17 protein-coding genes and 2 tRNA genes are annotated in these 18,221 nt (G+C 43.6%); 10 read left to right on the top strand and 9 right to left on the bottom strand.

Annotation, left to right across the window (positions count from 1 at the left end):
* Positions 1 to 118: 118 nt before the first annotated feature.
* On the bottom strand, positions 119 to 385 hold the full coding sequence (locus ERJ70_RS15630; RefSeq protein ID WP_209365716.1) for a hypothetical protein: 267 nt from the start codon (positions 383 to 385) through the stop codon (positions 119 to 121).
* Positions 386 to 610: 225 nt separating this feature from the next.
* On the opposite strand from ERJ70_RS15630, the gene ERJ70_RS15635 reads away from it, so the two are divergent.
* The 6 genes from ERJ70_RS15635 to ERJ70_RS15660 all read left to right on the top strand — a co-directional run bounded on the left by ERJ70_RS15635 (position 611) and on the right by ERJ70_RS15660 (position 8,134).
* Entirely contained in the window at positions 611 to 1,747 is a 1,137-nt protein-coding gene (locus ERJ70_RS15635; RefSeq protein ID WP_209365717.1) for a CdaR family transcriptional regulator, read from the top strand.
* Positions 1,748 to 1,834: 87 nt separating this feature from the next.
* Entirely contained in the window at positions 1,835 to 3,247 is a 1,413-nt protein-coding gene (glcD, locus tag ERJ70_RS15640) for a glycolate oxidase subunit GlcD (protein WP_209365718.1), read from the top strand.
* 44 nt (positions 3,248 to 3,291) lie between these two features.
* Positions 3,292 to 4,578 (top strand): (Fe-S)-binding protein, encoded by a 1,287-nt coding sequence (locus ERJ70_RS15645; RefSeq protein ID WP_374099821.1) that lies wholly within the window; start codon positions 3,292 to 3,294, stop codon positions 4,576 to 4,578.
* Between the two features lie 857 nt (positions 4,579 to 5,435).
* A complete protein-coding gene (locus ERJ70_RS15650; protein WP_209365720.1) occupies positions 5,436 to 6,158 on the top strand; it encodes a metallophosphoesterase family protein in 723 nt (240 codons plus the stop codon).
* Between the two features lie 362 nt (positions 6,159 to 6,520).
* Positions 6,521 to 6,925: an NUDIX hydrolase gene (locus ERJ70_RS15655; protein ID WP_245208030.1), complete on the top strand. Its 405-nt coding sequence runs from the start codon at positions 6,521 to 6,523 to the stop codon at positions 6,923 to 6,925.
* A gap of 255 nt (positions 6,926 to 7,180) precedes the next feature.
* A complete protein-coding gene (locus ERJ70_RS15660; RefSeq protein ID WP_374099733.1) occupies positions 7,181 to 8,134 on the top strand; it encodes a ribose-phosphate diphosphokinase in 954 nt (317 codons plus the stop codon).
* A gap of 84 nt (positions 8,135 to 8,218) precedes the next feature.
* Here ERJ70_RS15660 and ERJ70_RS15665 read toward each other — a convergent pair whose 3' ends face one another.
* The 8 genes from ERJ70_RS15665 to ERJ70_RS15700 all read right to left on the bottom strand — a co-directional run bounded on the left by ERJ70_RS15665 (position 8,219) and on the right by ERJ70_RS15700 (position 13,850).
* The gene (locus ERJ70_RS15665) at positions 8,219 to 9,130 is read right to left on the bottom strand and encodes a S66 peptidase family protein (protein WP_209365721.1); all 912 of its coding nucleotides are present in this window, start codon (positions 9,128 to 9,130) and stop codon (positions 8,219 to 8,221) included.
* 306 nt (positions 9,131 to 9,436) lie between these two features.
* Positions 9,437 to 10,198 (bottom strand): DUF2087 domain-containing protein, encoded by a 762-nt coding sequence (locus ERJ70_RS15670; protein ID WP_209365722.1) that lies wholly within the window; start codon positions 10,196 to 10,198, stop codon positions 9,437 to 9,439.
* A 160-nt stretch (positions 10,199 to 10,358) separates the two neighbouring features.
* Positions 10,359 to 10,715 carry a response regulator gene (locus ERJ70_RS15675; RefSeq protein WP_209365723.1) on the bottom strand — a complete coding sequence of 119 codons (357 nt, stop codon included), beginning with the start codon at positions 10,713 to 10,715 and terminating at the stop codon, positions 10,359 to 10,361.
* A gap of 25 nt (positions 10,716 to 10,740) precedes the next feature.
* On the bottom strand, positions 10,741 to 11,202 hold the full coding sequence (locus ERJ70_RS15680; RefSeq protein WP_209365724.1) for a chemotaxis protein CheW: 462 nt from the start codon (positions 11,200 to 11,202) through the stop codon (positions 10,741 to 10,743).
* A 205-nt stretch (positions 11,203 to 11,407) separates the two neighbouring features.
* Complete coding sequence (locus ERJ70_RS15685) at positions 11,408 to 12,505, bottom strand: acyltransferase (RefSeq protein WP_209365725.1); 1,098 nt, start codon at positions 12,503 to 12,505, stop codon at positions 11,408 to 11,410.
* A 132-nt stretch (positions 12,506 to 12,637) separates the two neighbouring features.
* Positions 12,638 to 13,513: a 6-phosphofructokinase gene (locus tag ERJ70_RS15690; protein ID WP_209365726.1), complete on the bottom strand. Its 876-nt coding sequence runs from the start codon at positions 13,511 to 13,513 to the stop codon at positions 12,638 to 12,640.
* 162 nt (positions 13,514 to 13,675) lie between these two features.
* Positions 13,676 to 13,768: transfer RNA gene (locus tag ERJ70_RS15695), tRNA-Ser, on the bottom strand.
* Positions 13,769 to 13,777: 9 nt separating this feature from the next.
* Positions 13,778 to 13,850 (bottom strand) — tRNA-Thr (locus ERJ70_RS15700).
* A 297-nt stretch (positions 13,851 to 14,147) separates the two neighbouring features.
* Between ERJ70_RS15700 and ERJ70_RS15705 the strand changes: the two genes are divergently transcribed.
* From ERJ70_RS15705 to ERJ70_RS15720, 4 genes are all read left to right on the top strand, one after another.
* The gene (locus tag ERJ70_RS15705; RefSeq protein WP_209365727.1) at positions 14,148 to 14,918 is read left to right on the top strand and encodes a transporter substrate-binding domain-containing protein; all 771 of its coding nucleotides are present in this window, start codon (positions 14,148 to 14,150) and stop codon (positions 14,916 to 14,918) included.
* Positions 14,919 to 15,235: 317 nt separating this feature from the next.
* The gene (locus ERJ70_RS15710; RefSeq protein ID WP_245208212.1) at positions 15,236 to 15,895 is read left to right on the top strand and encodes an amino acid ABC transporter permease; all 660 of its coding nucleotides are present in this window, start codon (positions 15,236 to 15,238) and stop codon (positions 15,893 to 15,895) included.
* Complete coding sequence (locus ERJ70_RS15715; RefSeq protein ID WP_209365729.1) at positions 15,896 to 16,618, top strand: amino acid ABC transporter ATP-binding protein; 723 nt, start codon at positions 15,896 to 15,898, stop codon at positions 16,616 to 16,618.
* A 248-nt stretch (positions 16,619 to 16,866) separates the two neighbouring features.
* Complete coding sequence (locus ERJ70_RS15720) at positions 16,867 to 17,997, top strand: zinc-dependent alcohol dehydrogenase (RefSeq protein ID WP_209365730.1); 1,131 nt, start codon at positions 16,867 to 16,869, stop codon at positions 17,995 to 17,997.
* The last annotated feature ends 224 nt before the right edge of the window (positions 17,998 to 18,221 follow it).

Consider the following 18,221-nt stretch of genomic DNA (forward strand, 5'->3'; position numbering starts at 1 on the left):
ATGAAGTTCTTTTTACCGTTTATCTGCCTGCTTTCGTGCTTCAACGACCAGATGAAAGCCTTTTTACTGGTTTACCTGCCTGCTTTCGACTCTATACAGCTTTATTCATATCCCTCCATCATCCAATCTGCTTCCGGGACTCTTTCAAGCTTTTTTCCTGTCTTTCTAGCAGCAACAGCATCTTTTCAAAAGTGGTGCCTCGCTTCTCTTGGACATCCTCCTGAAGCCTTGCTTTCAATACAGCTTTTGTTTGGTCATCCATCTTTACAATAAGCGCTTTCCACATATCGATAAAGGTCATTCCAGGTTCCATATGGATTTCATAGGCAAAACACGTCTTCAACACTTGGTAATACAATTCCTTCAGTGCGATTTCATCCTTCATCTACTACAGACCTCCGTTCCGGTTTGGTAGTTTCTAGCATTAGTATGGCCAGTAGGCATCTGAATTAAACGAATTCACCGAAAAAAAGGGCGGTAATACAACGTTGTATACGATTGCAGGTTTGTTTGCTAAAATCTTACCAAGGACTTTACTCGCCCAAAAAAACAAATTAGTGCTAAAAGTTTTCTAGCTTTCTATCAAACTAAACACGAAGGGGATGCCGTCATGTATTTGACCCCTGCATTAGGCAGAAAAATCGTATCAGAAGTGAAGCCGCTACTCGATGAACACCTGATCATTGTCGACCCTGATGGCATCATCATCGCCAGCACAGATAAGGACCGGATCGACAGTTATCATGAAGGTGCTGTAATAGCCTGCCAAAGAAAAACAGAGCTGATTCTTTCGGAAGCGGACAAAGCGAACATGACCGGGGTAAAAGCCGGAATCAACTTGCCCATCTATTTCGAAGGATTGCCCATCGGTGTCATCGGAATTACCGGCCGCCCGGAAACGGTTGCGCCTTTTGGATCGCTGGTAAAGAAAATGACAGAGCTGCTGATTCAGGAAAATATGTACTTCCAGCAGGCAGAGTGGAAAACGCGGCGGCTGGAGGCATATCTTTTCGATTGGGTTCAGCAGGAAAAACCAGATGAAGTATTCCTAAACAACGGACGGCTATTAGGTATCGATATGTCCTCCTGGAAGCGCTGTACCCTTATCCACTTTTCCGCCTCAGACAACAAAAGCGCCTCCGAATTTTATCGAAACACCCGGGATTGGTTGGAAAAAAGAACGAACGACATCGTACTTAGCTGGGGAAATGATTGCTGCCTGCTTTTACATGATGAGTCGAAACCACTGGAAACAAAGGTATCCGCCGATTACTCCTGTTTGCTGATCCGGTTTCAGCAGGACTTTATAAAACGATTCGGATTTTTGCCAGAAATAGCAGTGGGGCCGCCCGGACCTCCAGAGAAAATGAGACACTTGGTGCAGAAGACAGAAAAAACCCTTGCCATCGCAATAAAAAGGGCTTCCCTCGTTCTATATGAAGATTTGCTGTTGGAGTTGTGCATCGAAGACCTGACACCAGCAACCAAAACCGCCTTCATCCATCGCTGCCTGGGTGAGCTTCCACAGCATTCAGATCTCTTGGCCACCTTGAATGTGTTTTTGGCAAATAACTTGCATATAGCAGAAACTGCCCGCCAGCTAAACGTTCATATCAATACGATTCATTACCGCTTGAGTAAGATTGAAGCGATTACCGGCCATGACCCTAAACAGCTTTCATCCCAGGTTTCTTTTTATTTGGCTTTGTTACTATTGGAGGATCCTACAATATTAGCAAAAAATTAAATGTATTTATTGTATGTTTCTCCATACAATTGCCCGCCTTTTACGATTACACTAAAGAAAATGAGATAGCAGAGAAGGAGAATGTCGATGCTTACAAAAAATGGTTTGGAAGTACTGACGGCTATTGTCGGGAAAGAAAATGTGGAAACCTCCCAGGCCAGCAAACTGGTTTATTCCTTTGACGCCACTCCTCAGTTCCAATCACTGCCCGATGCGATCGTTTCCCCACGATCTGCTTCCGAGGTTGGCCAAGTCGTAAAATGGTGTAGTGAACAGGAAATACCGATAGTCCCAAGAGGCTCCGGTACCAACTTAAGCGCCGGAACGACACCACTTCAAGGCGGGATTGTCCTCCTAATGAAACATCTGGACAACATCCTGGAAATTGACGAAGAAAATTTAACCGTAACCACACAACCAGGCGTTAATACCCTGGAGCTGATGGAAGCTGTCGAGGCAAAAGGATTGTTTTACCCTCCTGACCCAAGCTCGATGAAGATTTCGCAAATCGGCGGGAACATTAACGAAAACTCCGGCGGTCTGCGTGGTCTAAAATACGGAGTGACCCGTGACTATGTAATGGGACTGGAAGTCGTCCTTCCAAACGGAGAAACAATCCGCACCGGCGGGAAGTTGGCAAAAGATGTAGCTGGATATGATCTGACAAGACTGTTTGTCGGTTCTGAAGGAACCCTCGGGATTATCACGGAAGTCACGCTAAAACTGATTCCCTTGCCTGAAACGAAAAAGACGGTACTTGCTCTTTATGAAGACATGGATGCTGCTGCACGGACCGTTTCCAAGATTATCGCCAGCAAAATCATTCCGGCTACCCTTGAGTTTCTCGACCAGCCCACCATCAAAGTGGTCGAAGACTTTTCCAATATCGGTCTGCCGACCCACGCAAAAGCCGTCTTGTTGATTGAACAGGATGGCGATGCAGCTGTTGTCGACAAGGATATTGCCCGCATCGTTTCAATTTGTGAGGACAATCAGGCCATCGAGGTTAGCATGGCTGCTTCCGAGACAGAAGCAGAAGCATTGCGCTCGGCGAGGAGATCCGCTTTATCGGCGCTGGCTCGTTTAAAGCCGACCACTATACTAGAGGACGCTACGGTTCCTCGTTCGGAGATTGCCAACATGGTCGAAGCTATCAATCGGATTGCAGAAAAACATCAGGTGGAAATTTGTACATTCGGCCATGCTGGTGACGGCAATTTGCACCCTACCTGTTTGACGGATGCTCGGGATAAAGAGGAAATGAAACGAGTCGAACAGGCCTTCGAAGAAATATTCACGACTGCCGTAGCACTTGGCGGAACGATAACCGGCGAGCACGGTGTCGGTGCCATGAAGGCCCCTTATTTGCACCTAAAGCTTGGAGAAGCCGGAGTGGAAGCCATGCGGTCCATCAAGCAAGCATTCGACCCGAAAAATATCATGAATCCGGGAAAGATGTTTGCCAACGAAAATCGTAAACGGGTGGTGGTGAAACAGTGAAAACAGCAGAGAAGCAACGGATCCAACAACAATTCCAGGAAAAAATGGATTACGATGAATTACTGAACTGCATGCGCTGCGGCTTTTGCCTGCCCAGCTGTCCAACCTATATTGAATCGGGTAAAGATGAAGCACACTCTCCCCGTGGGAGAATCGCCCTCATGAAAGCGGTCGTCGACGGAGAGATCGAACCCGATGAAGAGGTCAAACGCTCACTGGATATGTGCCTTGGCTGCCGGGCGTGCGAACCAGTCTGTCCATCAGGCGTCAATTATGGACATTTGCTGGAACAAGCGCGGGATATCATCTATCAAAATCAAGAACAGCCCATACCAGTCAAAGCCGTGCGAAAAGCGGCATTCCAGGGTTTATTCCCCCACCAAAACCGCATGATCGGATTGACCGGCCTAATCGGCTTTTACCAACGTTCGGGCTTGCGGACTGCAGCCCGAAAATCCGGTATGATGAAACTACTCCCCGATTCGATGCGATTGATGGAAAAAGTATTGCCGGATGTTCCGACAAGCAAAGCCATGAAACAGCGGCAACGCCTTTTCCAACCGACAGTTCCGGTAAAAAAACGTGTCGCCTTTTTTGCGGGCTGTTTAATGGACACTGTCTTTCTTTCGACCAATGATGCAACGACGAAGCTTCTACAGTATGCTGGCTGTGAAATCATCGTTCCTGAAGCCCAAGCGTGCTGTGGTGCCCTGCATGGCCATAGCGGGGAAAAACAGCAGGCAAAGACGATGGCAAAACGCAATATTGCCGCATTCGAAGAAGCTGGAATAGATTATATAATCACCAACGCCGGAGGCTGTGGCGCCTTTTTAGTCGATTACGGTCATTTGTTGAAGGATGAACCGGAGTGGAAAGATCGTGCTGAGGCTTTTTCCAGCAAGATAAAAGATATATCCAGCGTTTTAGTGGAGTTGGGTTTTGACAAACTACCTTTGTCACTTCAAGATGAAATCATCACTTACCAGGATTCCTGCCATTTGAAGAATGTCCAAAAAACATTCATGGAGCCAAGGAAACTGTTATCTTGCATCGAAGGAGCGCAATATGTAGAGATGAAAGATGCAGGCCGCTGCTGTGGATCGGCAGGCATCTACAACCTTGTCGAAACAGAGATGTCCATGCAGATTCTTGATTACAAAATGAAACAAACAAAGGCGACAAAAGCAAAAACGATCGTTACAGCGAACCCTGGCTGTCTGTTGCAAATGAAACTTGGCATCGAAAAAGAAGGCCTTTCCGATCAGATGCGGGCTGTCCATATCGTTGATTTGCTTCTGGAAGCTTATGAAAACGCCAATCCATCTTCTTAATTTCACAAACGAGGCATCTTAAAAGAGCTTGGGACAAAAGCATCGTGACCAAAGCAAAAACCGAGCGAATGCAAACTGCCAATCAAATTCGTTCGGTTTTATTTGGTATATCCTCTTTTTATCCTGTTGTTTGAGGCGTGCTTCGAATCGCTACGGCAAGATACTACGCGTTCCACGGGCACGGCTTCAACTTCCTCCGAAAGCACCAACCGCTTTCTTGCGGGATTTTCAGCTCGTGCTGTTCCCGTAGGAGTCTCCGTATCTTGCCTTCGCTACGTTTTTATGCTCTGATTTCCACCTGTCAAGATCAGATGGACCGTATTCTTCTATTAGCTGATAGGTATCTAAAAGTGAAGAAGACGAAAATCAGCATGGGGGTTCCTTTATTCCTTTAAAAATCGGACAATAGCATAAGAATAAAGAAGTACTCCTGGTATCCATGCTGCTTCGCTTTCTATCCGTAACGGCAATAGACAAAACGAAAAACACAACAAAAGAGAAGGTATCTCCATCCGACGGAGACAAGGTGCGCAGACTCCAGCGGGAGGAGCGCGAGCTGAAGATCCACTTGGCAAAGCGGTATGCTTTGCCAAGTTAGCCGAAGCCGTGCCCGCGGAAAGCGAAGTACCATGCCGGAGTGGAAAGTTGCATTTTTCATAGAGTAGAATGGTTTGCTTTTTGTTCATCTATAAACCAGCGAATGGTGGATCGTTCGGTTTTTATTTTAGTCACGATGCTCTTGGTCCAGGCTCTTTTGATTAAAGCCGGGAATAACGCAGATGGCTGCACAATCTTTTTATGAGCAAAGGAAATCTGCTACGATAAACGTAAGCACACCAAAGCAAGGAGAGATAGTCATGAAGATTGCATTTATCTCAGATATTCACGGTAATGCAGATGCACTCGATGCAGTGCTCCAGGATATTGATGCGCAGCAAGCAGATAAAATTCTCGTTTTGGGCGATATCGCCTTTCGTGGCCCCGAGCCCAAGCGGTCTATCGAACTCGTCCGCAACCTGAATACCGATGTAATCAAAGGAAATGCAGATGAATGGGTCGTCCGGGGAATCAAAGAAGGAGAAGTGCCGGATAAAGCGCGGGAGCTTATGAATAAAGAGCGGGACTGGACGGTTTCACAGCTGGAAAAGAATGATGTCGACTACTTAGCCGGACTTCCAGACCATAAGCAATTGGAGATAGACGGCATATCCATCCAAGCGTTTCACGCCACACCTGATAGTTTATTCAAGGTAGTTTCGCCAGAAGCTGATGACACCACCATCGCAACCAATTTGTTGAAAAAGCCGGCAGATATCTATTTGTATGGCCATATTCACAAATCCTACGTCCGGACAATCAAAGGTAAAACGGTTGTCAATCTCGGCAGCGTCGGCCTTCCTTTCGATGGCGTTACCAAGGCCTCTTATGCCATGGTCGAAACAGAGAACGGATCGGTGAGCACAACAATCAGAAAAGTCGCTTACGATGTGGAGAAGACCATAGAAAAATATCATCAGAGCAACTATCCCAATACCGACATGATGGAAAAGGTCATCCGCCAGGCCGCCGTCCAATCATAAAAGCAGGGTACTCAAACAGTCTATCAGAACATTTTTTGATAGGCTGTTTTTTTGTGATCCCCCCCTTTTCGCTTGGTAAATTATGCTAGTATAGTAGGCAGAGAGAATACTTTCCTAATTCTAACAGGTCGAAATGGGCGCTAGTAAAGCTGCGAAAAAGATCTTTTCCCACAGTCTAGAATGTTGAAATGGGCAAAGTTAACCGTTCAAGCGTGACAAAGCGAAGGCCTAGAAAGCGACCTATTATTGAAAAAGCCACAAAGGAGATTACCTAATGCCACAAACTATTTTTGAGATTCCAATCAGTTGCCGAGGTATTGCTGCCGTCCTGCTAAAAAAAAATCGACGACCAATATCATGTCTTGCTGGTTAAACGGGCAAGCACTATCCTTGATGGAGCCTGGTGTTACATTGGGGGTAGCATCGAACAGGGAGAAAAAGCATGGGAAGCTGCCTTGCGGGAGATCAAAGAAGAAACTGGTATAAATGAAGTGACCTTGTATTCTTCCAACAAGTTCGATCAATTTTACTCGCCGGAGGAGGAATACATCTATATGGCACCCGTTTTTGTCGGTTATGTAGACAGTCGGCAACATGTACAGCTTAATCATGAACATACGGAGTACAAATGGCTGCCGATTCAAGAGGCCATGGAAACTGCTACCCTCCCAGGAAACGATGAAGTCCTCGCCTTTATTGATAAACACTTTGTTCAGAGAACGCCTTCTCCTTTCCTTCGTGTAGGAAAGGAGAAATCAAAGGGATAAAGTGCTTAAGACGTAAATCTATCTATATTTCTAACAAAGACAATTAACCGTAAAAAGGAGTTGGGGCAAAAACTATAGAGAAACGGGTTGCGAAAATAGTCGCTCTTTTATAATTAGTTTTTTCGCACACATTTCTTTAGCTTGTTTCCCCTTGTCGTTTTTGAGATAATAAACCCCATACATGGACAAGATATTACCTGACAAATCTATGGTACATAAAAGCAGCATAGCCCTGTAAACAAGGAGGAATCAAGTGTGTCGAGAGACTTCCAGGAATCAAAAATGAAAGTTTTTTCGTTGAGCTCCAACCTGCCGCTGGCTGAAGAAATAGCCGACAATATGGGCGTGGAACTCGGAAAAAGTACAGTGACAACCTTTAGTGACGGTGAAGTGCGTATCAGTATCGAAGAAAGCGTTCGCGGATACGACGTTTTTGTCATCCAATCTACGAGTGAACCGGTAAACCAACATATCTTAGAATTACTGATTATGATTGATACATTAAAACGAGCTTCTGCTAAAACGATCAATATTGTCATCCCTTATTACGGATATGCTAGACAAGACCGTAAAGCACGGCCGAGGGAACCGATCACTGCAAAGCTTGTTGCAGACTTGATTCAGGAAGCCGGTGCTTCACGGGTGATCTCGTTGGACCTGCATGCGCCACAAATTCAAGGGTTTTTCAATATTCCGGTCGATCAATTAGCCGGCATTCCGATTTTGGCAAGTTATTTGCAGGAAAAACAGTTTGAGGACGTTGTCGTCGTATCTCCAGACCATGGGAGCGTATCACGCGCACGGCAGCTTGCTGATCATTTGAAAGCACCCATAGCGATTATCGATAAACGCGGTCCCCGTGAAACAGAAGTCGGGGAATCGAACATCGTCGGAAATATCGCGGGGAAAACAGCTGTCTTGGTCGATGATATCGTTGATACCGGTACACGTATGACCAGTGGAACGAAAGCATTGATGGCGAAAGGCGCCAAAGAAGTTTATGCCTGTTGCACTCATCCAGTCCTATCCGGTATTGCCATTGATAAAATCAACAATTCCGATTTGAAAGAATTAATTGTCACCAATAGTATACCGATTCCGGAAGAAAAGCATCTCGACCGGATTACCCAGCTGTCTGTGGCACCATTGATGAGCGATGCCATTACCAGAGTGTTTGAAGACCGTTCAGTCAGCCCGTTATTTGACTAAAATGATAAACCAGAGCTTACAGGCTCTGGTTTATCATTTTACGCAGTGCTTTTTGATTTTTAAAAGATGACAATTATTCTTGATTTACATAACACCTGAATCGACCGCCAAACGAGGCGGCGACGTCGTGAGTTTCGCATTTACTCCAATTGGTACGCCATAATTAGGCTGACAATGACCTATGGGAAAGTTCTCAACTACAGGGAAAGGGGCAGAAATAAAGAAGTCTTGCAGCACTTTTTTTATCTTCGCATATTCATCTGGCTCCGCTTGAAAATTGCCGATGACCACGCCCTCGACCTCATCGAACACCCCCGCCTGTTTAAGCTGAGTAAGCATTGCATTGATTCGATAAGAAGGTTCTGCAACTTCCTCAATTAGCAGGATGTTACCACTCGCTTTCACTTGAAAAGGGGTTCCCATTCCAGTAGCGAGCAAAGTTAGATTTCCTCCTACCAAACGCCCTTCTCCTGTTCCATGAGCTAGTGTATTTAAGGGAGCTATGCGAGAATCATATGTTAGGGCTTCACCTGTGAATAAAGGTAAAAAAGTTGCTTCTGTCTTTGCTGTTCTTTGTTCGTCATTTAGATCGGATGCCAGCATCGGCCCGTGAAAGGCAACCAAGTCACTCTGGTTTTGAATTGCATTCAGTAAATAGGTAATATCGCTATACCCCCAGAAAATCTTTGGGTTTTTCTGTATGATGGAATAGTCAACCATAGGAGCAATTCTTGCTGTACCAAACCCTCCCTCTGCACAAAAAACCCCTCTGATACCAGGATCACTAAAGGCATCATGCAAGTCAGCAAGCCGCTTTTGATCGACAGTGGCAAGGTCGTCCCCCTCGATATCGTATACATGGCGTCCAGTAACAACATTAAGGCCCATTTTTTCCATTACATGAATTCCCTGTATCAGTTTCTCTCTATCCGGTGGGTCAGCCGGTGCAATCACTGCTACCCGATCACCCTCTTGTAAGGCGGGTGGTTTGATCATAAACGTCCTCTCTTTCCCTGCTTCTATATTTGTATGTGGTGACAGGCTTGTTTTAGTGTCTGACTAAACAGCTGTTACCTTAGTGTTTTCAAATAGTCTATTTTCGTAAAATCTTGGTAGGCTTTATGTTCTAGAAAAAGATCTGGTCACAAATAATAGCTTTTCATTTATTGTAAATGCGCTACGCAGTATAGGAAGGTTAAGCCAAACATTCTCTCGTTTAATTTAGTGATTTGGCATGAATGATGTATCTTCACTTGATGTTCCCCTTTTAATCATTCAACTGATTTCCCTGATGAATCAGCCTTAGTTTTTTATCCAATACTCTGTACAATCCCTACTACGCCCCATAAAGCCGTACTCAATAAGGTATCTTCTAATGGTCGCAAAATCATGGTAAATCGTTTTTAATATGTCGTTAACTTCTTTTTCCGTGTATTTTTTATCACGGTCAAAACGATTCACAATGTTTTGTAATACAATCAGCTTTCTTTTTTCCTTGCTTGGAAACGTATCTAATGTTCCGTCAGTACCTTGTTTAAAATAAGTTGATAACACCTTTTGTTTCTCTTTTTCTGTGGTTGCATATCGTTCGTCCACCATCTTTGCCCCCTTATGAAAATGAACAAAATGATCTTTCGTTTGATGACCTGCCTCATTATTCAAAAGTTTCATGATAGCAAGAAAAACCTTAGCCTGTTTTTCTTTCTCTTTCAGTTTAAATCGATGATTTCTAACCGTAGATGGACTACCTCCATCTAGTTCATCGACGATTTCCTTGTCACTTAATCCCTTACGAAAAAACTGAAGTAACTCTTTTTGATGATCTGATAACCCAGTGTACTTTTTGTCCATTTTAAGTAAATAATCGAACACCGATGAATGTGCTTCCTTTATATGTTCAGCAACTGCTTTTTTGGCTTCGTACAATATTCCGTCCATCGGATAGATAATCCCCTCTACAAACCTTTCGCCACATAAGAGACATACATAGTCATCATCTGATTGGATGTACCCATTTGACAGTTCATCGATTGTCGCATTCCAAAAACGATCCTCGTTAGACATAAGCAAACACAACCTTATTTTGTTTGTTTTTATATAAACATTTTATCTTTTTGTTTACTTTTAATCAAGGGGGGCATGACAAAATCTTATAAAGTATAAAAAAGCAGACCTTATTCGATAAGGTCTGCTTTTGCATGCTATTCGATATGTATATGTAATTTCATAGAAATTTTTGCAAAGCTTGCTCAACTCTTTCAGCCGTAAACGGTTTAACGATAAAATCTTTGGCCCCTGCTTTGATTGCTTCCACTACCATTGCCTGCTGACCCATGGCCGAGCACATGATGACATTGGCACCATCGTCAAATTGTTTGATCGCCTGTAATGCTTCCACCCCATTCATTTCCGGCATGGTGATATCCATTGTCACCAAATCCGGCTGCAGTTCTTTATATTTTTCGACTGCTTCCTGTCCGTTTGCTGCTTCCCCGATTACTTCCAGCCCAATATTGCCTAAAATGTCTTTGAGCTGCAATCGCATAAAGGCTGCGTCATCGGTTACGAGTACGCTCTTCATGTGAAAATCCCCCGCTCTGTTATAATTAATCCTCGTTTATCTCTTTTACTTCCTCTATCTCTCTTGTATCAAAAATGCTTGCAAAATCAAGCATGATCAGCAATCGATCCTCCAATTTTGCCACACCTCTTAAAAACTCGGAATGAACTCCACCGGCCATACTTGGCGTCGGGTCGATAATCTCCGGGTCAATGTCAATCACGTCTTTTGCCTCATCGACTATCAATCCTGCCGTAACCCCTTCAATCTCGATAATCAGGACTCTCGTTTCCTCACTATAGTCCTGTTTTCCCAAATTCAACCGCTCTTTCAAGTCGATAATCGGAATCACTTGACCACGCAAATTGATAATACCTTTGATAAAGTCAGAGGTGTTCGGTACCTCCGTCACATCGACTAATCGCTCAATGGAACGCACTTGCTGAATATCTACACCATACTGCTGCTGCTTCAGTTGAAAAATGATCGTTTTGACTGCCGTCTGCATAGCGATTCCCCCTGTTTTCTATCCATCTGTCATCTCTATCCTCGATACCAAGTTCGATTTCCGAATCCGAATGTTAACAATGGACAGACGTTATTATCTAGTAATATTAGACTATTAAGCCTGATTTTTCAACAAGATTTTCCTAATTCTCCATACTTTTTCACCTAACTAAATTCGCACTTTCCCCAGTAATATCGACTAGTAATCAACTTTTCTTTAGAGTCTGTTTTTCTTCCCATTGAATCCCTTTACCCGGATGGAAAAATCGCTGTTTTCCCGCTTGTAACCATTGATATAAAAAGTAAGAGCTGAAGTAGACAAAAGGAACAAATAATACGCCATAAAGGATATGTTGTTTCCACCATTGAAGTCCGAGTGCCGCCAAGGCGAGATGGCACAAACTGATGATTAACGGATGGATGACAAAAATCCCGATCGTATTCCTGCCGATTTTATTGAAAAAGGTCCCTTTTCCTATATTCCGATACTTGAGCAAAGCGGCTAATATGGCTAAACTTAGCGGAATCGTAAAGAAAAAGTATTCCTCATTGTTTCCGGCCAGTTGTTCCATCGTCCAGGTTCGTTCCAATAACTGCATGAAAAACAAGGCCGGTATTGCCACTGCGTAAACGGAACCACTGATTCGCGATGCCAATTCCTCAAATTTCTGATCATTCATACCAATAAAACTGCCAAGTGATACATAAAACAAGCCGAAAAAGAAAGGGTCTCTTGTATTGAAGGGAATTTCATACAGTTGGGAATACCCCTGACCGGTCAAGCCGAGTAAATGCAGAAAAAAACTGACTGTCAGCAGCACACCGGCTGCCTGCAACCGTTGGAAACAGAAGACGATGGACGTTGCCCAAATTAGCGCCGGTAAAAACCAGAGATGATACTGGGTATTACTGACACCGTAAACAAAAACCTCTCTTGTAAGTAGACTGCTGACATATTCATGGGTTTGCTGATTTATCAGTCCCCCGCTCTCCCAGGCAATTTTCCCGTAATCGTATAACGCATAGATCATAAACCAGGAAATATACAAGAAGATTATTTTTTTTATATAGGAAAGAAAATAGTGAAACGGTCGTTCCCCACTATTTTCTTTCATTGAAAATAAAAAACCGGAGGCAAGGAAGAACAATGGCACACTAAACCTGGCGAACACCTTTAAGACAGTATCCAGTTGGCCGCCGTCCATCTCCCCGACCTGGACTGCTTCAAATGCCCGGGCATGAATAAACACTATTCCCAGCATGGCAAAAAACTTCCCTAAATCAATAGAATGATATCTTTTCAAAAGGGTACCTCCTTCCCCGAAAACCTTTAGTAGGAGGATACCCGATTCCACAACAGTTTAGGCCTCTGGAAACACAACCATTTGTCTTATAAAAATCGGCAGCGTTTTTTCATACGCTGCCGATTTTTGGTGCTAATATAATTGAACTTTTGCTTTTCTCGATTTAACAAGTAACTTTCCACTGGCTTGGCTGTTGCGTACCCAGTCCAAAATCCCTCCAGCAAATTTCATGGCTAGGATGCGGTCCGCAGCAGTCGGTTCTGGTCCCATGCAGAGGGCTTCATCGATTTTATGTGTTTTCCAGTCGATTGCGATGTCTACCAATAAACCGCCGGGAATGCTTTCAGCGTCGATTCGTTCGTCAAACAGCAAAAAAGCATATGTCTGTCCGGAAGCAAACTCTTTACGAAGTGCTTTTTTCAGCCCTGCGACATCTTGCTCATCAAAGTCATGATTCAGGACATGTCCACCGACCGCAACCGCCACATCATCCAGCGCCTGGTGAGGCACACTGCCTTCCAGCTGTACTCCCAACAAACGCGGATTGGGATATTTCAGTGAATTGATCGTATCCCTTATCCTTAGTATACTGTCAATCATATAATTAATCGCGGTGTCATAGCCCAAAGACTGATCTGGTTCCTCCACATTATGATAAATAGATACAGGGATAAATAAGAAGTTTGTTCGATCTAGCCTCTCGCTAAACGCTTTAACGAAAGCTTCCGCCTGTTGCGGTCCAATCACCAGGATAGCGTCAAAATCTGCCATCGTATCGAATACAGCGAAATCTCCTGTAAGTGGGGAAAGCTGCAGTAAGTTCTTAAAGTCTTCAAACGTACCAGCGACATTTTCTTCCGCATAATCTTTATAAGAAAGCGAACCTGTTTGAGCATCAAAACGAATCCCCGTGACTGTATGGGCTTGCAAAAGTTCAGAAATCACTTTATGTAAGAGTTGATTTACACCGGCTGGTGCCATTTCAAAATTGATGATCCCTATGTTCATTTGTACCGCCTCGCTTCTGATGTAGTCTACCGTTTATTAAAAATTTCCACCTGAAGGACAGACTGGAATTAATACGTATTGAATAGATAATTCGATTAAAGTAATTGGGTTCGAATGAATGAGGAAGGCAGCAAAAAAATGTGAAGAATAGATGAAATAAAGTGGCGGAGAAGGTGGGATTCGAACCCACGCGGCGGTAACCCGCCCTAATGCATTTCGAGTGCATCCCCTTCAGCCGGACTTGGGTACTTCTCCATATACGAGTGCTGGTGAGAGGACTCGAACCTCCGACCCCTTCATTACGAGTGAAGTGCACTACCAACTGTGCTACACCAGCAAGTCTTTTAAAAGCACATAGAAAATAATAATACATTTTCCGTTTTTCTTCAACCAACTTGCAGCTTTTCCGGAAAAATTTTTTCGAGTGATTATGGATACTGCGCAATGTACCTTGTCCTCGATTTAAAGAAAAACAAACAAATACATAGCTATTCTGCCTCCATTCCATTCTATATGGGCTTCACGCTCAAAAATCACGTTTAAACCGATTATATGGATTATTTTAAAAATTTATCATTTTCTAAATTTTTGGGATAATGAAAAGGGTTTAAAAAATTAGGGGGTATTGAAAAGCATGAAAAAAACTTATTTAGGGATTTTTGCACTGGTTCTATTTTTATTAATGTTGACAGCATGCGGATCAGGCGAAACGTCTGGAGAAACGACAGATGGTGAAACGTACACGGTTGCCACAGATGCTAACTTCCAGCCCTTTGAATACAAAAATCCAGAGACTGGGGAAATGGAAGGATTCGATATTGATTTAATCAAAGCCATTGCCGATGAGGCAGGTTTTAATGTGGAATTTGAGACAATGGAATTCGATGGTCTGATTGCCTCTATGCAATCAGGGAAATTCCCGATTGGCATCGCCGGAATATCCATTACCGACGAACGGAAGGAAACCATTTCCTTCTCCGACTCCTATTATGATTCAGGCTTGATTCTCGCCGTTCCGGAAGAATCAACTATCCAATCCATCGATGATGTAGACGGATTGAAAGTCGGAGCCCGACAAGGTTCGACAAGTGAATCTTATTTGAATGCTAATACAGATGCTGAGGTGGTCGCATATCCAGAAATCGTAACCGCCTATATGAATCTGGAAAAAGATCGGCTTGATGCTGTGCTTTACGACTTACCGAACGTCCAATATTACATTAAAGAGAATGCAGAAGGAAAGCTGAAAACAGTTGGCGACGTATTAGAAGGACAGCCTTATGGAATTGCCTTTCCTAAAGACTCCGAGCTCGTTGATTCGGTAAATGATGCACTTGCTACCTTAAAAGAAGATGGTACCTACGATGAAATCTATAAAAAGTGGTTCGGCACAGAGCCTGAATAAGCCATGCCGACTCTCCACGAGGAACATATAGATACTTATCAGGCGTAACAAGCAAAAGCTTGTTGCGCTATTTTTTAGAAAGTTCCTATTTTAAAAAGGTTCTTTCCTTCCATCAAAATTCAAACTGCAACATAACTCATACAGTACCATAAGAAATCAATCAACCCAATGTTGGGTCGCAATTTATATCTATTGCATCGATTAAAAACAACACCGCATGCGTAAAGGCTTTTAGAAACCACTAAAATACAGCGCGTCTGGCGGACCATCACTTTGTTTTCCAGATGCCTTGTCAATCAAGGGGAGATTCATACGTGATCGAAGCTATAATGGAGTCACCATATATAAACTCACTGCCTACCCTTTTCGAAGGGCTGAAAATGACACTTTTAATTACAATAGCTGGTTTATTCCTTGGCTTTATACTTGGAGGCCTAGTCGGGCTTGGAAAACTTTCTAAAAACAAATTGATCCAGGGGATTTGTACGGTTTATGTAGAAGTCGTTCGGGGTACGCCGATTTTGGCTCAAGTATTATTCATTTATTATGGTCTTACCGAAGACTTAATCGGGCTAAGCATAAATGCATTGACAGCGGCGATTATTGCCATTACGATCAATGCCGCTGCCTACATAGCTGAAATCGTACGGGGTGCTGTCTATTCGATAGAAAGAGGACAGCGTGAGGCCGGTCGTTCTCTGGGCCTTACCGAAAAACAGACAATGCGCTACATTATTTGGCCCCAAGCTTTTAAACGAATGATTCCACCACTCGGAAACCAATTTGTTATCAGCCTGAAGGATACTTCTTTATTTTCGGTCATTGCAGTCCATGAAGTTCTATATATGGGAAAACAATATTACAATGTGACCTATGAGATTTTCGAAACACTAGTTATGGTTTGTATTCTTTACTTAATAATTACGATTCCGACCTCCATCATTTTAAGACGTTTAGAAAGGAAGCTGGATGTATAAATGATAGAAATCAAAGACTTGCATAAATCTTTCGGTGACGTTGAAGTACTTTCTGGAATCAACGCCACTATTAAACAAAAAGAAGTAGTGTGTGTAATTGGCCCCTCAGGATCTGGAAAAAGTACGCTGTTGCGTTGCTTAAACCTTCTGGAAGAGATCACATCCGGCCAGGTACTCATCGACGGTACAGATTTGACTGACCCGGCAACCGATATTAACAAACTCCGGACCGATGTCGGCATGGTATTTCAACATTTTAATCTTTTCCCCCATAAAACCGTGTTAGAAAATATTACGCTCGCCCCTATTAAAGTAAAAAGAATGTCTGAAAGGGAAGCAAGAGATGTGGCGATGCCTTTGCTTGAGAAAGTTGGTTTGTCCGATAAAGCCGATGCGTATCCAGACAGTCTTTCCGGCGGGCAAAAACAACGGGTGGCCATCGCACGTGCCCTTGCAATGAACCCGAAATATATGTTGTTCGATGAGCCTACTTCGGCACTTGACCCCGAATTGGTCGGGGAAGTTCTGCAGGTAATGAAAGACCTTGCCGATGAGGGCATGACTATGGTGGTCGTTACTCATGAAATGGGGTTTGCCCGAGAAGTGGGAGACCGTGTTATTTTCATGGATGAAGGGATTATTCAAGAAGAAGGCAACCCGGAGCAGGTATTTGTCGATCCTCAAAACGAACGAACACAAGGCTTTTTAAGTAAAATTTTATAGTCAAGGTATCCATTCTGAAAAACATTCCAAGCATCAGTCAATTAAAGAGAGCAGGGATCTGCACCCTGCCCTCTTCATCCCTTTCATTATCGGGTTGTACTATTGTTTGCAAGTTCAGTGATAACCTCTCCTTTAACAACTTTCTAAGGTGTAGTCTGTTCGGCAACTACTTCCATTTAGCTAAAATGTTTCAAATTTGTCGTGACTGGCAATAGACAAGCAACACGTTTGGAAAGGTGTGTGAGTTCGTGAAAGCAGTAACCAATCAGGGTAAACAAAAAGTAGAAGTCAAAAATGTAGCTGATCCGTCAATCACTACAGGAGATGACATGATTGTCCGAATCACTTCCACCGCCATTTGCGGCTCAGATTTACATTTGTACCACGGACATATCCCTTTAGGGGACGATTACGTGATCGGACATGAACCAATGGGAATTGTCGAAGAAGTCGGACCGGATGTAAAAAAAGTAAAGAAGGGCGATCGCGTAGTTATCCCATTCAATGTAAGCTGCGGTGAGTGCCACTTCTGTAAAAACCAAATGGAAAGTCAGTGTGATAATTCCAACCCACATCGCGATACAGGCGCCTACTTTGGGTATTCGGAAATGTACGGAAACTATCCAGGAGGACAGGCTGAATACTTACGTGTACCTTATGCAGATTTTTCTTCTTTTGTGGTCCCGGAAAGCAGTGAACTCGAAGATGAAAGTTTGCTGTTTCTCTCCGATATTATTCCTACCGCTTACTGGAGTGTAGTAGGCAGCGGGGTTAAAGAAGGAGATACGGTTATCGTACTCGGCTCTGGTCCAGTCGGACTACTAACCCAAAAGTTCGCCTGGCTGCAAGGCGCGAAACGAGTGATTGCTGTCGATCATGTGCCTTACCGTTTAGAACATGCGAAACGAACAAATAACGTAGAAGTTTATAATTTTGAGGAGTTCACCGATATGGGTGGGCATCTCCATGAAATCACCAGAGGCGGAGCTGAAGTTGTCATAGACTGCGTCGGAATGGACGGAAAGGTTACCATGAAGGATCATGTCAAGACACTCGCCGGACAGGTGGGCACGATTGATCCCATCATCACAGCCGCTCACTCCGTCAAGAAATTTGGCACCATCCAGTTAACCGGCGTATATGGAGCCCCTGCTACGGCCTATCCAATGAATTCCATCTTCTCCCGCAACATTACTGTAAAGGCTGGACAGGCTCCGGTCATTCATTTTATGCCAGAACTCTATGATATGGTTGAAAAAGGGGTATTTGACCCGACAGATATAATCACTCATAAAGTAGGATTGGACGATGCTGCTGAATCCTACCGAATATTCGATAAAAAGGAAGACGATTGTATCAAGGTGGTCCTCAAACCTTAAGAAAAATACTGTTAAAAGGCTTTCCTGGAAAATCACCTGTATCACAACAAGATACTGGTGATTTTTTTTGCATTATATAAGTAAGACACCGAATCTTTTCAGATTGTAATGATCCACGACTCTAGAATGCTAAGTGCTCCGTCATACAGCAATTAAAAATATGTACCTGACGGAGGAGATTAGCCTGTGGTTTCCTGTCCTCTATCTGAAAAAGGACAGGCACT

The organism is Sediminibacillus dalangtanensis (genome assembly GCF_017792025.1).
Classification (GTDB): Bacteria; Bacillota; Bacilli; order Bacillales; family Amphibacillaceae; genus Sediminibacillus; species Sediminibacillus dalangtanensis.

Excerpts from the sequence above, each read along its gene's own strand:
- ERJ70_RS15630 (WP_209365716.1), bottom strand. The coding sequence starts at position 385 with ATGAAGGATGAAATCGCACTGAAGGAATTGTATTACCAAGTGTTGAAG.
- ERJ70_RS15635 (WP_209365717.1), top strand. The coding sequence starts at position 611 with ATGTATTTGACCCCTGCATTAGGCAGAAAAATCGTATCAGAAGTGAAG.
- glcD (WP_209365718.1), top strand. The coding sequence starts at position 1,835 with ATGCTTACAAAAAATGGTTTGGAAGTACTGACGGCTATTGTCGGGAAA.
- ERJ70_RS15645 (WP_374099821.1), top strand. The coding sequence starts at position 3,292 with ATGGATTACGATGAATTACTGAACTGCATGCGCTGCGGCTTTTGCCTG.
- ERJ70_RS15650 (WP_209365720.1), top strand. The coding sequence starts at position 5,436 with ATGAAGATTGCATTTATCTCAGATATTCACGGTAATGCAGATGCACTC.
- ERJ70_RS15665 (WP_209365721.1), bottom strand. The coding sequence starts at position 9,130 with ATGATCAAACCACCCGCCTTACAAGAGGGTGATCGGGTAGCAGTGATT.
- ERJ70_RS15670 (WP_209365722.1), bottom strand. The coding sequence starts at position 10,198 with ATGTCTAACGAGGATCGTTTTTGGAATGCGACAATCGATGAACTGTCA.
- ERJ70_RS15675 (WP_209365723.1), bottom strand. The coding sequence starts at position 10,715 with ATGAAGAGCGTACTCGTAACCGATGACGCAGCCTTTATGCGATTGCAG.
- ERJ70_RS15680 (WP_209365724.1), bottom strand. The coding sequence starts at position 11,202 with ATGCAGACGGCAGTCAAAACGATCATTTTTCAACTGAAGCAGCAGCAG.
- ERJ70_RS15690 (WP_209365726.1), bottom strand. The coding sequence starts at position 13,513 with ATGAACATAGGGATCATCAATTTTGAAATGGCACCAGCCGGTGTAAAT.
- ERJ70_RS15705 (WP_209365727.1), top strand. The coding sequence starts at position 14,148 with ATGAAAAAAACTTATTTAGGGATTTTTGCACTGGTTCTATTTTTATTA.
- ERJ70_RS15715 (WP_209365729.1), top strand. The coding sequence starts at position 15,896 with ATGATAGAAATCAAAGACTTGCATAAATCTTTCGGTGACGTTGAAGTA.